Here is a 16,375-nt window from a genome sequence, read left to right as displayed (position 1 = left end):
TCGTGGTTTTTGATGATTTCGGTTGAGATTTTGTCCAAGTAATCTTTTCTAGCATTTGATATGTATTCATGAATTCTAGCTACCTTGACTCGTTGTTTATTCCACCGAGAAGATCCTTTCATTCTTCTAGAAAGAACACGCTGTGCTTTCGCCAACTTATCTTCTAATGATCGGAAAAACTTCGGATTTTTATAGGGTTTTCCATCTGACAAAATAGCGAAATCTTTTAGTCCTACATCTATTCCAATGTAAGAATGTGTTTTCGGAAGTTCTTGTACTTCTGTTTCAACTAATAGTGACACAAAATATCTGCCAGAAGGGCTTCGTCTAACAGTAGCACTTACAATACGTCCCTCTACTTCACGACTTTTGGCACATCGAACAAGGCCTAGTTTCGGCAACTTTATTTTATTCCCTACAACGGCAATATTTTCATTTGTTTGTTTTGTGGTATAAGATTGTACGTTGTTCTTCTTAGATTTAAAGCGCGGGGCGCTGTTTTGTTTTTTGAAAAAGCGCGTATAAGCATCCGCAAGGTTGCGAACAGACGACTGAATCGCAATACTATCCACTTCTTTGAGCCAAACAAAATCTTTCTTCATGGCAGGGAGTTTGGCTGAGCATGTACCATAGGTCAAGCCTTGCCCTGTCTCTTTGTATGCGTGATCCCATAAGGATAGGAAATGATTGAATACAAAGCGGGAACAACCAATCGTTTTGTTGATTAGAATTGCTTGTGCTTGATTTGGATAGATACGAAACTTATAGGCTTTATTAATCATCATTTCATTCACCTCCATTTCGGTATATAACTATTATAAACCAAACGTACATTCGATAGATAGTAAAGTAACACTTTCTATATGTCGAACAATTAAGATTGCTTCCTGCCATCCCTTGTTCGAAGCCAATTCATCTCCCACCTACTCCTGGGCTGTTGCCCTTCACACACTCCTTGAGGAAGGAATCTTCTTGGCTAAAATGATAAATATATGCACATACTATTAACGGAAGGCTTGAATCATTGTCATTGAAAATGTTCAGCACTTCCGCTCCTTAAGAGAACAGTCTACGCAACTGTTCTCTTTCCTATTTCCTTTTTTCACGCATATAATCTGACAAGCATTATTAACTCAAACTCTCCTACAATCAATCGCATTGCAACATTTTCAATATTCCCTCAACAAATTCTCAATATTTTTCATGGACAACAGCACACTTTCTCAACGGTTTTAATATCTTAATATTAGATACTCAAAGGAGGTGTTGAAAAATGACTTGGTTCATTATTTTAGGATTTATGCTTATTTTAATAATAAGCGGTTTTCATGCACATAGTATTCATATCGTTTTCAAAATATGTTCAGATACAAAAGCTGTGCCAAGTTGGTCTTTCGTTAATAAAATAAACTTCCAAACATTAAAAGAATTAATAAAAGGACTAAATAAGGATAAACTTAAAATCCTTACAATAGGAGAACTTGTTATTCCTTTAAGTTTCTTTAATAGATTATTTAGCAAAACATTAATTTTTCTATTCCTATTCTTTTACTCTCAATACTTAAACTAACGTAATTTAAGATCAGTTAAAGAATAACAATCACTAATCTTAGCAAGCCAACATTATTCAATCACCTATGATGAACTGGCCCCAAAGAGTTAAACAAAAATTAAGCGACCATCTGAATGTGAGTCCGGTATTGTACTGGACTCATTCCTTTTAACTGTACTTTGATTCTTTTGCGATTGTAATGACCTAGATAATTATCTAATACTATCTTAATATGTTCCATACTTTCAAATTTCATAAGATAAATTACTTTTGCTTTGTCTTGTTCTGGAATTCCTTCTCTTTTTCAACTAAAACCTTTAACTTTTTTAAATAATCTATTTCCATACGTAAACATTCATTTTCACCTTTTAATGCCTCTATAGCCCCTTCAATAGCTGCATTATCTAACTTTGATTTTGTATTTGTAATTCCCATAGCTGGATCCCCTTTCTTCTTTTATATAGGAAATCCATGTCTTATAAATCATATATTTCCCTTCATCTACGGACTATTTCAATGAATTCCTTAAGACAAACGATTCATTTATTTCCTTTGAATTTAATCTATTTATAAACATTTCAGATATACTCTTTGATAGATCCCACTATATTCATTCCATATTTTTCTCTCCTAAATGAATCATAGTACATATTATCCTCAATACATTTATAGGTTTTTATAGGATTTTTAACAAAATCTTCTTACATTTAAATAGACATACTACTTTAATCTGTCAACTCCACCTATATTGATAAATACGAAAAAACAAATCTATTTGACGTTTCGATGACTTCTAACAGGAAAATATATACATTAAATGAAACCTGATATATCTTTAGTTTGTAAGTTGTAGTTAGTTGGCCAACTTTCCATACAATTTAATAATTTAAAATATGGGGGATCTAAAATGAATCAAGTATTAAGAAAAAGTAAGAAAAAAATGATGTATCTAGTTGGTTCACTTCTAATTTCTCTATCAATGTTTTCAACTACTAGTTTTGCAGCTACAGAAGGTGCTGTAAAAAGTGTTACAAATAGTACCTATACTGGGATTGCAGCTGATATAAATCTACCAAAATCAGTTGTTGTTAAAGATGGGTATGTGAATTGGTATTTAGGTATTGGAGCATCTAAAGTTGAGGGTGGTATTTCCAAAACACCAAGTGGATATAAAGTATTTCTAAATTCAGGATATAATGAATCAGGTCAAAACAGTAAGTATTGGAACACACAGTTTGATGCGTCAATTAAAGATGGTGATCGAGTAAATCTTAAAATAGTTAATAACGGAAATGGTACGGTTACTATGTATGTAAATGGAAACCCTAGATATGCAAATCAGCCTGTATATGGCTCATTTTCTCAATATGAGCCAGTAAAAATGGTTCAGGGGGTTGAAGATACTGGACGTAACTCCTTTAGCCAAGCTAGCTTTTCAAATGTACTTCTAAGAACAGATACATCTGGGGCTACCTATAAAAGTTGGAACGGTTCAATTTCTTCCTCATTTTCAAGACACGGTACTTATGGTAACAATTTCATAGTTTATTCCCAAGTACCCTTAAGCGCAAGTCTACGCTAAAGGTGTTATGTGCATAATAATGTTTTTGTGAAAAAAGTAGTTGCACTTGCAACTACTTTTTTTATATAGGATCCATTGTAATAGATATTCTTGCCAATATAAATACCATCTTCAACTTTTTCAAAAAACAAGCTGTTTATCTAAATGTTATGTACAAAAAAGCGTAGAAATTTTTAATTTCTACGCTTTTTATAAGTTAAGCAATTCATTTACTATTACAATTCTTCAAATTCATCAATTTCAGCTTTACGCTTTAAAAATAGTTCCATATCTTTATTCTCTCTTTCTATTAAACCAAGAGCATGTGTATCATCCAAGGCTAACTCTTTATATCCCCATATATATAATCTATAGTTGTATCTTTGACATGTCTGTGTTCTCCACAATACCATTCTATAGGTTGTAACGCATCGGATATTTTAAATAATTCTGCTGGATACCATGATGGCATATTTTCACGTTCTCCTAAAATTAAATATGTCAACTCACCACTTTGTAACTTGCATATGCCATAAACAATATACTTCTTTTTAATAACTAAGTTAAATATTTCCTCGGTTTCCTTTGTTAGATAATCTCCAGTGTTGTACAAACAAGTTACTTTCATAATAAACGCCCCTTATTTTTTATCTTTAAATTTAAAATCATCAAATTCACCAGTTTTTGTATTTTTAACATAATGCATTTCCACACCATTTACATTATGGGCCATTTTGGCCCATTCGTCTTCCTTAGACCATTTAGGATTTGTCATAGGTACCCTTATTTCCTTATCTTGAGAATTTGATTTAACTTCCTTCATTGCTAGTTGCACTTCTTTTTCAAAATAGGATTTCTATGTAAATGGAAGTCCTAGATACGTAATCAACCTGCATATGGTGCATTTTCTCATAATGAAAAAAATATTGTTTTCTTATGTAAAATTACCTCAAACACCTTCCATATTTACATTTCCCACTTATACCTTACTAGTTCGTATGAGTTTCTACTTTGGGCAAATATTTCATAAAAAACAAGAAACCACCCATTTGGATGGCCTTTAAATTTACTAGTTTTAATATTTTTCTGCTACTAAAATATAATCAAAGTTATTATCTTCATTCCCTCTTACCGATGAATTTACTTCAATTTGAATGATAAATTATTAAATCAAGATTTATTATTATGCAAAATTACATTTCAATTGTAGTTGATAATCATTCTTAATGTAACTATAATGATTACATGTTGGGTGATATAAGAAAGTTATTTACGAATTAAACCTAACTACACATTTAAATACAATTGGAATGGAGATGTTATAAGGTATGAAAAAAATCATTTTAGCTGGTGCATTAGGAATTGCAGCTCTTGCAGGCACAAATCTACCAGGATTAGAAGTAACAAAAGCAAGTGCAGCTTCTATCGAGTCAAATTTATCAACAATTGAAGGGCGTGTAGTTGAGGTTACTGATAATGTTATCTCTGTTGAGTCAACAAAGTATTCAGAACCTATTAGTATCTATTTAAACTCTACACCAAATGTAAAAGTTGGTGATCAAATAAAAGCTACTGGTGCAATGATGCGTAATTTTACGGACTATATGATTGCAGAGTCAATTGAAAAGGTTCAAGGTACTGATACATTACACCAGGGAAGTTATTTAAAACATGTTTTTGCATACGAATATGAAATAGGACATGTTACAAAAGTAGATAAGTTTAAATCTGGAATAGAAGAATATAATTATGTAATTGTTCAATATACTGGAAATGACGGAAGTAAACGTAATGTTACAGTTTATTTAACACACGGGCAGAAATTTAATGTAGGTGAAAAGGTTAAAGTTCATATGGCGAACGCTGAAAGAAGTAATGAGTGGTCGATAACAGATGAGATTGAAAAAGTTAATGATTCTCAAGCATTAACTGATGATCGATGGATTTGGTCTTAATATAAAATTGTATTTTTTCTCTTATTGAAAAGAATTATTTGTCATGGTTAATTTCTTCTGTTAGTAATATGAAGAATTGAAATATTATCCAACCAACTAAATGTATAAACCTTTTAATCGAAAAGAACTTGTAGACAAAACTACAAGTTCTTTTTACTTTTCCAAATAATAAGAGAAAGTAAACAAATATTCAAAACTTCATATTTATAAACCAATCTGTTCAAAATCGATGGTATATTCTATAGCAATATTGGTTCTTTAATGGTTGGTAAAAACTCGATACTCATAGCATAATTTAATAACAAATTGATATACTCTTGATTCGGTTCTAAACAATGTATATTCTTCAAATATCCTTGCGTGTATAAACAAGATGGTATAGCTACTGATAGCTCTTCTACAGATTCTAATAAAGGCATTATGAGCTCTAAAGCTTTCTGTTCATCAGTAGTTAAATTCGTATTAAAAAACTTCTCTATATACTTCTCTTGTTTCATTAACAGGATATCGTATCCAAAAGCTTGTAAACTATTAATAAATTGTTCCCATTTTAGCTGTATTGGATTACAAATATGCATGGTTTTATTTACTGTATTAGCCTTATAGGATAATTCAGTAATAGCTAAACTTCCATAGTCTACAGGCGTTAAATCTACATACGTAATGATTTCAGGCGCTATGCTAGATAGGCATATCCCTTTTAATAATCTATAAAATGCGTTTTCATTAATATTGTATTGAAATTTACCCGTTTTAGAGTTACCCACTAAATTCCCCACACGGTATATCGTGGCACGAACTCCTTTTTCCATTGCTTCTCTGACCATTTTCTCGCCTTGAAACTTACTTTCTAGGTACAGATTATCTAAATTTTGCCCTCTATCAAAATTTGACTCAAAGAATTCAAATTCTTTTGGATCGCTTTTAGCCTGACCTACTACACTTAAAGTCGATATATAATGAAAACGTGCATTTGTGTTCTTAGCTAATTCCAATAAGTATTTTGTAGACTGAACATTTACCTTTTGAAAATGCTCACGTTCTCCATAGTGTCTAACTTCTCCACCACAATGTATGATTGACTCTACCTTATTCTTTAAATGGTCCAATTGCTTTGAATCTAGACCTAGATTCATCAAAGATAAATCTCCTTCAATTAATTCTACTCTCTTCTTCAACTTTTGGAGAATTTCTTTACCGAAATAAAACTCCATTCTTTCTTTTAACTTTTCTCCAATTACTTGATCCTCATTTTTTCTTACTAAACAGTAAATAGTCGTAGATGGTAACTGTAATAACCGTTCTAAAATATGTGCTCCTAAATATCCTGTTGCTCCTGTAAGGAAAACTGCCTTTGGATAATTCACCATATCTAACTCACATTCTTCTAATTTAGTTGTTTCATAAACAGGAGTCATTTTCGTTTCATTTTCCATACATGCCACATTCATATTTTTCTCTATCTTGAACGACATATCTTCCATCGCTTCAATATGAGAGGCTAATTTTTCTATTGTTCTATACTTAAAGAAATCTTGAATTTTCAAGTTAGGGTATAACGGTTTTAATTTGACTAATGCCGGCATAACTTTTAAAGAATGTCCACCCAAATTAAAGAAATCATCTTTTAAACCTATAGATTTAATGTTTAGAACTTCGGACCATACTTTTGCAATATTTTTTTGCACTTTAGTTTGAGGCTTAAGTACACACGCTTCCTTTTGTTCATTATCAAACTCTATTTCTGGCAATTTTTCAAAATCAATTTTCCCATTCGCAGTTATTGGTATTTCTAACACATGAGAGTAATATTTAGGGATCATATATTCTGGCAATACATTTGATAAATGTATTGCTAACTTATTTTTCTCTATCCCTATACCGTCCACTGTTTTATAATAAGCTTGCAGTAACATTCCATCTTTCGTTTGTGTTACCACAGCCTGACTTATCCCCTCAAGTTGTAACATTGCATCTTCTATTTCTCCTAATTCAATTCTGTGCCCTCTAATTTTAACCTGCTTATCTTTTCTTCCCATAAATTCTATATTTCCATTTGGTAGCCATCTTGCTAAATCACCTGTTCGATATAATCTTTTACTCTTATCTTCCGAAAATGAATTCGAAATAAATGCCCGTTTTGTTTTCTCTTCCTGCTTCCAATACCCTTGGGCCAATCCTAAACTTTCAATATATAATTCACCTATGCCTCCTACCGGACAATGTTGCATATATGAATTCAATATATGAACCTTTGTATTAGAAATTGGTATACCAATCGGTACGCTTCCTAAAAGATTATTTGCGCCTTCTAAAACTGGTATGAAATAATACATTGCTGAAACGGTTGCTTCAGTAGGGCCATACTCATTTACCAGCTGTACTTGGTTTTTAAAAGTACTTTGCCAACTTCTAATAGCATTTGTTGATGCAGCTTCCCCTCCCATTATTATAAATCTTAAAGAACATATCTTTTCGCTATCAAGTTTAGTTAATGAAGTCGATAATTCATTGAAAAATACTGTTGGTAAGTCAGAAATAGTTGCTTGTGTTTCTTGAATGGCTTGAGCATATGCGACAGTTGAATAGCGCTGTTCATCACTTAATAAATTTAGTTCCGCCCCATTTAACAAGGTAGAAAAAATTTCTGATACTGAAGAATCAAAACCATGGGAATAAAACTGTGTTACTTTATCATTTTGGGAAATCTGAAATACTTCATTTCTCCATTCAACTAAATTTAATACTCCTTTATGCGTTAATAATGTACCTTTTGGTTTTCCTGTTGATCCTGAAGTATAAATTACATATGCCAAGTCATCTGGTTTATTTAAAATTTTCACATCATCATTTATAGTCGTACGATATATATCCTCTATTATTGAAACCTTATAATCACTTAAATTTAAATGACTTTTGTATTTGTTACTCGTTATAATTCTACATGCCTCACTGTCACGAACTATATAATTTATTCTATCCTCAGGATATTTTACATCGATTGGTATATAGGCAGCACCGGCTTTTAATATTCCAAGCATAGAAATGATACTATTCATACTTCTATCTAAAAATATGGCTACCTTATCACCTCTTTTTATACCTTTTTCGAGTAAATGTTGAGCTACTTGATTAGAGCTCATATTTAATTGTCTATATGTTAAAGATTCCGTTTCAGTCGCTATAGCAACCCGATTGGATTGTCTATCTACTTGCATATAGAATTGCTCTTGTATATTTTGAAAATAAGGATATGGTCTTTCTGTATGATTTACCTTTTTATATAGAGATTCTTCTTCCTGTGATAGAAATGAAAGATTCTCATACGCTACTGTTCGTTGATGAATAAATGCATCCAGTATAGTAAGTAAATTTTGAGTAAACCTATTAATTGACTCTTCCTTGAAAAGATTAATATCATACTCAAATGAAATCCCTACATAATCCAATCCTTCTTCAACAGCTAAAGAAATGTCAAACTTACTAATATCTTGTTTATTAGGTAACAATTGAAGCTTGTACGCATCCTGTTGCTGCAGAATATCTTTCTGATAACTAAACATAGTAGAAAAGATCGGGTTATTTCCAAAGCTTCTATCAGGATTTATTTGTTCAATTACTTTATCAAATGGGTACGATTGGTTTTGGAAAGAATTCAAACATTTTTCTCTCACTACTTGTAATAGCTGTGTTAAATTTTTCACATCATTTAATTGTGTTCTAATCGCTAAGGTATTTACAAAAAACCCTTGTATTTGTTCAAATTCTTGATGATTCCTTCCAACCACCGGTGTACCTACAATAATATCTTTTTGATCCGTGAGATAATGTAACAATTGAATATATGCTGCCAAAAATAGCATATACATCGAAACATTCTCTTGTTCACATACTTGTTTCAAAGACTCTTTCATTTTATTATCTAACTTCATTTCAAATACTGTACCTCTATTTGTACTTTGATGATTCTTACTAAAATCTAAAGGAAGATTTAGTATAGGAAGAGGTGCTGCAAGTTCGGCCATCCAATAAGACTTTTCTGTATCCCACCGACCTAATTTTAACTGCTCCTGTTCCCACTCAACATAATCTACATATCGATTAGAAATAGTTGGCAACGCAGGATTTCTTCGTTTAGCAAAGGCACTATATACCTTCATTAATTCATCTAATAAATTCCTTACACTCCACTCATCTGTAATAATGTGATGTAAATTGATATATAAATAAGACTTTCTCTTATTCAGATTAAAAATCCTAATCCTAAAAAGAGGGCCCTTTTCTAAATCAAATGGAGTACGATCCGTTTGATTTATTGTTGTACGTATATATTCTTGTTGTTCTTTTTTAGACATGTGTTCAATCTCATCGTGAATCAGGTCAATCGCTATTGAGTTTAAGATGACTTGTCTAGGCTCCCCATTTCTTTCAATAAACACTGTTCTCAGCATCTCGTGTCGTTCAACTAAAAATCTTATGGTGTCTTGTAAAATATTTTTTTTCAAACTCGGCTCAATATATATGTGTAGCGGTGTATCATATACTCTATTAATGGCGTTATATTTATTTAAAAACCAGATTCTTTTTTGAGCACTTGATAACTGATAACTTTCCTGATCTGCAACTTTTAATATTTGTATCTTCTGTTCTTCCCTATCATGATTTACATCCATTAATTTATCGATGTAAGCAGATAGACTAGCAATAGTTGTATGCTCAAAAATATCTCTAATTTCAATTTTTAGATGAAACTCTTTTTGAATTTGATTTAACACTTGCACAGCAATTAATGAATGTCCCCCAAGTTTAAAAAAGTCATCATCTCTGCCGATTCTATATTTCTCTAAATTTAAAATCTCTGCCCATGTTTTTGCCAACCTTTTTTCTGTTTCACTTATCGGTGGTACATATTGCTTCTGCATGTTTTCAAGTAAATATGGGATTTGTAATTCTAATTTTTTTCTATCTAGTTTCCCGCTTGGTGATACAGGAAAACTTTCAAGGTGAAATATATAATTTGGCATCATAAAATCTGGTAAACTTTCACTTAAGAATGTTTTTAATGCCTCTTGTTTTAGTTCTGTATTGTCTTTAGATAAATAAAAACTAACGATTTTGTCGTTTTGATAAGTGAATACTACAGCATCTCTCACCTCTGGATGTTTAAATAATGTTCCTTCGATTTCATCAAGCTCAATTCGATACCCACGTATTTTTACTTGATTATCTTTCCTTCCGATAAATTCTAAATTTCCATTTGGTAAAAGACGGACTAAATCCCCAGTACGATACATCTTTTTATCATAATTATAGGATTCATCAAAAGAAATAAACGACTCTTCTGTTTTTTCCTTTTGATTTAAATATCCGTTGGCAACTCCATCACCGCCAATAAATAACTCACCTACTACACCTGACGGACATAATGTATTGAACGGACTTACCACGAAAACTTCACTATTAGCAATTGGTTTACCTATTGGAATATTAGAAATTTCTTTTTGCATCTCACCATTTACTTCATACATGGTTGCACATACAGTAGTTTCAGTAGGACCATATGCATTAAGAACTGGAATCTTTAACCCTAGTTTACTTTGCCATTTACGAACTGATTCAGCAGGTAAGGTTTCCCCTCCCACAAATAAACGTTTTACAGAATTTAATTTAAGTAACATTTCTTTTGGCATATCAGCTATTAATTTAAAAAACGCAGTTGGTAAAACCACATTTGTAATACCATTCTTTTGACTTACATTTATAAATTCCTCTGCTGAACGTTTTTCGATTTCAGAAATTAAATGCATTCTTCCTCCACATAGCAAAATCGGAAATATTTCCATAATGGAGGCGTCAAAAATGATCGTTGCAAATTGTAAAAACACATCTTCTTTTCCTAAATGAAATGTATTGATTACTGAATATGATAAATTAACTACGCCTTTATGTGGAACAACGACTCCTTTTGGCAAACCTGTTGAACCTGACGTGTAGATAATATAAGCTGCATCTTCTACGGTGTGTGTAGACGCAATATTTTCTATAGAATTAGCGTAATGAAAATCTTCTAGATAAATTGTATGAATCGCAAACCGTTCAACCAAATCCCTGTATTCTTTCTTCGTAATAATCATTTTACTTTCGCTATCTTTTAAGATGTATTCTATTCTTTTTTCAGGAAACTTTGGATCAATTGGTACATAAACTCCACCTGATTTTAGGATACCTAGAATCCATACAATGGTATCAATCTCTCTTTCCATAGTAATACTTACACGTTGTCCCTTTTTTATATCATTTTCACGTAAATAATTCGCAATTTTGTTGGACCTTTGCTGCAATTCACAATAGCTAATAGATTTATCCCCCATTGAAATCGCTATTTGATTTGGCGATTTTAATGCTTGTAGATCGATTAATTGATCTAGTGTTTTTGAATTAGGATATGTAAGAGCATTTGAGTTCATATCTTTGTATAGACGATGATCTTTCTCTAAAAGCAAATCCAATGAATGGATAGGCTCGTTCACATTCTTCATTAGTTTTTGTAACAAATATATATATCTTTCAACTAAATCATTAATACTCTCTGGCTTATATAAGGCGGAGTTATAGTCAACCTCAATTTTATTCCCTGTTTCCCCTTCATATCTCATTATTCTCCAGGTCATGCTAAAAGGATTTACTCTTTTACAATCTGTTAAAACTGCGGACTCAATATCCGGAATTTTCAATTGAGGTACCCTTACCGTATTAAATGCTGTGGAATATATCATATTATCATTTATATTTTTATTTATATCTATATTTAAATCTTTTACTATATGTGAATAATGATTATGCTTATACTTAATAGCTAGATGAATAGATTTATTCACTTTATTAAGTATCCCCTTAAATGTCTCTCCCTTTTCTATTGTTATACGTATAGGTAATGTATTAACAAAATAACCAAAAGTATTTCGTTCTTCTGTATGTGGTCTAGTATTAATTGGAATACCAACAATTATCTCTTCAGCATTTGTCATTTGATGAAGTAAGGTACAATAAGTACTTAACATAACCCGATAGACACTTATGTTATTTCTTTTAGCAAAACATTGTATTTGATAAAATAGATCGGCATCAATATTCTTGCTTATATTTTTGTTCGTATATATCGGTTCATTCATTTTATTAATAGTAGCAGGAAACTCTGTAGGAGGTAATTCACCTTGTAAATAATCTTTCCAATAGGATGATCCTTCTCTATATATTGCACTGTCAATAAAACCTTCCTCAAATTCTACAAGGCTCTTATAAGGAGATTCTAATACTAAACCCGTATTTTCTTGAAGTAATTCACAATACGTATGAGACAATTGTTGGATAAAAATTCCTAAACTACATCCATCATAAATAATGTGATGAAAAATCATATGTAAAATAAATTCATCTTCACAAAATTTAATGATGTGGAATTTAAACAAAGGCCCTTCTTCTAAATTAAATTTCTCATTCACTATAGAGCCTAAGAATTTTTTTAAAATAAATTTTTGTTCTGTGTTTTTAAAAGCAGTTAAATCCTTAATTGGTATATCAAAGTCTATACTCTTTTGAATGAATTGTTTAATTTTTTCGTCCCTCTTAATAAATAATGTACGTAGCGCCGGGTGAGATTGCACTATTAAAGTAAGCGCTTTCTTAAGGGTATCTATTTGAAGATTTCCTTTTAGCTTTATTATGTTAGCTTCATTGTTCATTCCATTTTCTAATTCCATTTGATGAGCTATCCATAATGCTTCTTGCCCTACTGTTGCAACCAATTCTTCTACAATTTCATATTGCTTTTGTATTTCCTTCATATGAATTTCTCCTTTTATAAATATTTCAAAACGGATAATATTTACAATTACAACTATATGTACACATTCTGCGATTTGTAAATGTATATTTTCCGACTAAATTCAACATTTATTTCGCTTATTGCATAGTTATTAAAATGATGAATAAAATTCATATTTATACCGTGAAAGTTCATACTTTTATTCAATTTAAGCATAAAAAACCATTTCACTAATAATTCCAATTACTTTTTATAAAGTAATCTCATATATATTTATTAAAATATATACTCTAATTTACACCCCGAAAACAAATTCAAGAATATTCCAACTGGTGACTATATATATTTCTAATAATATAAACTGAAATGGAGGAGTCCGTACATAATGGAATATAGATTATTAGGTAACACAGGATTAATAGTTTCTGAGATAGGATTCGGCTCTTGGGCAATTGGTGGAGATGAATGGGGCACAGTAAAAGATAATGAATCCATTGATGCAATTGAGAAAGCAATCGACTTAGGGGTTAATTTTATTGACACTGCTGACGTTTATGGACTAGGTCATAGTGAAACACTCGTTGCAAAAGCTATAAATAATCGCAGGCAAGATATAATCCTTTCTACAAAAGGTGGTTTAATTGGTCATCATTATGACCCCAATCAACCAGCCGTTTATGGAGATCCTCAAAAGATCATTGATGCGTTTGAGGCTAGTTTACTGCGGCTTAAAACGGATTATATAGATGTGTACTTTTGTCATATTTGGTGGGATAAACCCGAAGAAACAGCAGCCTTTCTACAAGCTTTCCAAACCTTAAAAAAATCTGGCAAAGTGAGAGCTGTTGGCGTTTCTACTAATGATTTAGATTATATAAAACATTTTAATCAGGATAATGATTTGGATGTCGTACAATTCGATTATAGTATTTTGAATAAAGAACCTGAAAAAGACATCCTTCCTTATATTGAAAAACATAATTTAGGTGCTGTGATAAGAGGTCCACTTAAGATGGGAATTTTAACTGGGAAATTTAATCATGAAACTCAATTTCCAGACGATGATTTAAGAAAAGATTGGCCAAAAGAAAAGTGGTTTAAAGATAGCTTAAACACAGTAGAGAAATTACGTTCACTTGTACGTTCAAATCGAAGTTTAGCACAAGTTGCTTTACGTTATGTTTTAAGTCACCCAGCCGTTTCAGTTGCTATTCCTGGTGCAAAAAATTCTACCCAAGTTGAAGAAAATTCTTCACACTTAATTCGTCCATTATTATTAGATAATGAAATTGAATTCATAAAAAAACTTTGATTGAATAATTATTAATCCATAAAAAATCATGCTGATTTTTCTACCAAATCCATACTACTTCTTCTCCACTAGAACATATCTTTAGCACTTCCACTCTATTTTTTTATCTTTCCCCAACAATTTATACAGTTTATAAGGTAGTTGAACCCTTTTATTCAACTACCTTATAATACGTTCTACATTAGATCAAATTATCTACTACACTAGTTGAATACATGCTAGGGTATCATGCAAACCAAATAAACAATTAATTCAGAAATATTTTGAGAAACTTCATTATCTCACAATTACTTTTTTTAAAATAAATCAAAAAATTTTTCTTTACTTTAAATTCCATAGTTCATATAATCTTCTATGGAATTACATTTTTTTCTAAATAGCTCCTCATTTCTAAGTATTCAAAAGGGAAATTACAAATTATTATACCCTTATGTTTAACCAAGTAAAATAAAAATCCAGTTTTTCACAAGGAGAAGTGACTGCATGCAAGATATTTTAAAATTATTTCCGAGCGTTGACGGAAATGAAGAAAAACAACAACTTTTATTAGAATCTATGCAGAAAATAATTAAAAATCTTGACCGATTAAAAAATGAAGAGCGAGCTACTTTAGGTAAATGTGAGGAAAAATCAGAAGGATACTACAATGACTTAATTCACCAAAGTCATATTCCACTAGCTGGCATCACTATGTCTGAGGTTATAGAAGAGCTAAACCAATTTATGAATGGCCATCCTTATCCAAATAAATACTATTTATCGAACGCAGTACCACTACCAAGTGTTCCATCATTATTGGGTATACTAACCATGGCACTTTTAAATGGTAATGGTGTTTGGGATGTCTATGGCCCAGGGGCAGCAGAAGCAGAAGTAAAAGTTGTATCCATGCTTTCAAAACTGATTGGTTATAATCCGCATAATAGCGGCGGTTATACAACATGGGGTGGACAAGGTTGTGTATTTTCGAGCTTACGTTTAGCAATTTCTAAACAATTCCCATTAGCAAAAGAATATGGTGCTCCACAAAATGTATATTGCTTTACTTCTGAAAATGCACACTATAGTTTATTAAAATCAGCTGAAGCAACTGGCATTGGATCAAATCACTTAATTAAAGTGAAAACTGATCCTTATTCAAATTCTATGGATATAGATGATTTAGAGGCAAAAATGATACAAGTTATTAATAATGGTGGTATCCCCCTTTATATTCTAGCTACTATGGGGTCAACAGATACTTTTACCATTGATGATATAAAAAAAATTAAAGAGAGCGCTGAAGCAATACAAAGAAAATATAAATTAAAACCTATTTATATCCATGCGGATTCTGCAATGGGTGGATTCTATAGTTTCTTTAATAATTATAATTTCGAAGAAAATCCACTTTCATTTGAACCTAACTTAAAAAATGCTTTACTATACGTACAAGATAAAATGCAATACATGGCACTTGCTGATAGTGTATGTTTTGATTTTCATAAATTAGGACAAACACCTTATGCTTCAAGTATTTTAATCGTAAAAAATCATACTGATTTACAACTGATGGACATTGACCAAGATGATACACCTTATCTTGGTAATAGGTCATATGGAAGTTATCATACAGGCTATACCTTAGAATGTTCACGATCTGGTAGCGCTATTCCAATGTATGTCAATCTATTAGCCTTTGGAATTGAAGGATATCAAAAAATATTAGCAAATTATATTCGTGTAAACCTATTATTTAGAGAGAAGTTGCGCAAGGCTCTCCCTCAAGTCGCAATCACAAATGATTTTACATATGGACCAATTACAACTTTTCGGTTCTATATGAATGGAGATGGCCAAGAAAATTGGGAAAAAGAACGAATAGGTCTTGCAAGAAAAGAAGAAATTGAGGATACAAATCGGTTAAATATAGAACTATTTAATTATCTAGGAAAAAATCGTGATCAAATATTTTTAGGCGATACAACTCGTTCATGTGTAGTAGACGCAATAAACAGTTGTGATAGAAATCCGATTTCTACATTAAAATTCTTTTCTATCTCCCCATATACAACTGTTGAATGTATAGATGAGGTCGTAGCATTTCTTTATGAACATATTTCGATTGCTACTAAACAGATTCATTCATATGTTTAATAACCATTTTTATTAGCGCTTTAATAGTTAAACT

General features: G+C 31.4%; 10 protein-coding genes and 1 pseudogene. 5 read left to right on the top strand and 6 right to left on the bottom strand.

From position 1 onward, the window contains the following. A partial coding sequence (locus COK05_RS09160) for an RNA-guided endonuclease TnpB family protein (protein ID WP_098612323.1) occupies window positions 1-785 on the bottom strand: 785 nt, incomplete at its 3' end. Window positions 786-1,273: 488 nt separating this feature from the next. Here COK05_RS09160 and COK05_RS09155 point away from each other — a divergent pair. After that, a complete protein-coding gene (locus COK05_RS09155) occupies window positions 1,274-1,570 on the top strand; it encodes a hypothetical protein (protein ID WP_098612322.1) in 297 nt (98 codons plus the stop codon). 100 nt (window positions 1,571-1,670) lie between these two features. Here COK05_RS09155 and COK05_RS09150 read toward each other — a convergent pair whose 3' ends face one another. Beyond that, on the bottom strand, window positions 1,671-1,793 hold the full coding sequence (locus tag COK05_RS09150) for an IS3 family transposase (protein ID WP_170966131.1): 123 nt from the start codon (window positions 1,791-1,793) through the stop codon (window positions 1,671-1,673). 23 nt (window positions 1,794-1,816) lie between these two features. Further along, window positions 1,817-1,987 carry a hypothetical protein gene (locus COK05_RS31295; RefSeq protein WP_167754534.1) on the bottom strand — a complete coding sequence of 57 codons (171 nt, stop codon included), beginning with the start codon at window positions 1,985-1,987 and terminating at the stop codon, window positions 1,817-1,819. A gap of 472 nt (window positions 1,988-2,459) precedes the next feature. Here COK05_RS31295 and COK05_RS09145 point away from each other — a divergent pair, with 472 nt between their 5' ends. Further along, the gene (locus tag COK05_RS09145; RefSeq protein WP_098612321.1) at window positions 2,460-3,134 is read left to right on the top strand and encodes a hypothetical protein; all 675 of its coding nucleotides are present in this window, start codon (window positions 2,460-2,462) and stop codon (window positions 3,132-3,134) included. A gap of 215 nt (window positions 3,135-3,349) precedes the next feature. Here COK05_RS09145 and COK05_RS09140 read toward each other — a convergent pair. Further along, a pseudogene (locus tag COK05_RS09140) lies at window positions 3,350-3,741 on the bottom strand (hypothetical protein). Between the two features lie 12 nt (window positions 3,742-3,753). After that, window positions 3,754-3,936, bottom strand: coding sequence for a mafB (locus tag COK05_RS09135; RefSeq protein ID WP_176539431.1), 183 nt, complete (start codon window positions 3,934-3,936; stop codon window positions 3,754-3,756). A gap of 505 nt (window positions 3,937-4,441) precedes the next feature. Between COK05_RS09135 and COK05_RS09130 the strand changes: the two genes are divergently transcribed. Further along, complete coding sequence (locus tag COK05_RS09130) at window positions 4,442-5,068, top strand: F0F1 ATP synthase subunit alpha (RefSeq protein ID WP_000720470.1); 627 nt, start codon at window positions 4,442-4,444, stop codon at window positions 5,066-5,068. Window positions 5,069-5,307: 239 nt separating this feature from the next. Here the strand turns inward: COK05_RS09130 and COK05_RS09125 are convergent, their stop codons facing one another. After that, window positions 5,308-12,912, bottom strand: coding sequence for a non-ribosomal peptide synthetase (locus COK05_RS09125; protein WP_098612320.1), 7,605 nt, complete (start codon window positions 12,910-12,912; stop codon window positions 5,308-5,310). 366 nt (window positions 12,913-13,278) lie between these two features. On the opposite strand from COK05_RS09125, the gene COK05_RS09120 reads away from it, so the two are divergent. Both COK05_RS09120 and COK05_RS09115 read left to right on the top strand, forming a co-directional pair. Next, on the top strand, window positions 13,279-14,205 hold the full coding sequence (locus COK05_RS09120) for an aldo/keto reductase (protein WP_098612319.1): 927 nt from the start codon (window positions 13,279-13,281) through the stop codon (window positions 14,203-14,205). Window positions 14,206-14,688: 483 nt separating this feature from the next. Further along, a complete protein-coding gene (locus COK05_RS09115) occupies window positions 14,689-16,341 on the top strand; it encodes a pyridoxal phosphate-dependent decarboxylase family protein (protein WP_098612318.1) in 1,653 nt (550 codons plus the stop codon). Window positions 16,342-16,375: the final 34 nt, after the last annotated feature.

The organism is Bacillus cereus, from assembly GCF_002567495.1.
In the GTDB taxonomy this organism is placed as follows: domain Bacteria; phylum Bacillota; class Bacilli; order Bacillales; family Bacillaceae_G; genus Bacillus_A; species Bacillus_A cereus_AQ.
This window is presented reverse-complemented; position numbering and strand designations above follow the sequence as displayed.

Excerpts from the sequence above, each read along its gene's own strand:
- COK05_RS09145 (WP_098612321.1), top strand. The coding sequence starts at position 2,460 with ATGAATCAAGTATTAAGAAAAAGTAAGAAAAAAATGATGTATCTAGTT.
- COK05_RS09125 (WP_098612320.1), bottom strand. The coding sequence starts at position 12,912 with ATGAAGGAAATACAAAAGCAATATGAAATTGTAGAAGAATTGGTTGCA.
- COK05_RS09135 (WP_176539431.1), bottom strand. The coding sequence starts at position 3,936 with ATGAAGGAAGTTAAATCAAATTCTCAAGATAAGGAAATAAGGGTACCT.
- COK05_RS09155 (WP_098612322.1), top strand. The coding sequence starts at position 1,274 with ATGACTTGGTTCATTATTTTAGGATTTATGCTTATTTTAATAATAAGC.
- COK05_RS31295 (WP_167754534.1), bottom strand. The coding sequence starts at position 1,987 with ATGGGAATTACAAATACAAAATCAAAGTTAGATAATGCAGCTATTGAA.
- COK05_RS09130 (WP_000720470.1), top strand. The coding sequence starts at position 4,442 with ATGAAAAAAATCATTTTAGCTGGTGCATTAGGAATTGCAGCTCTTGCA.
- COK05_RS09120 (WP_098612319.1), top strand. The coding sequence starts at position 13,279 with ATGGAATATAGATTATTAGGTAACACAGGATTAATAGTTTCTGAGATA.
- COK05_RS09115 (WP_098612318.1), top strand. The coding sequence starts at position 14,689 with ATGCAAGATATTTTAAAATTATTTCCGAGCGTTGACGGAAATGAAGAA.
- COK05_RS09150 (WP_170966131.1), bottom strand. The coding sequence starts at position 1,793 with ATGGAACATATTAAGATAGTATTAGATAATTATCTAGGTCATTACAAT.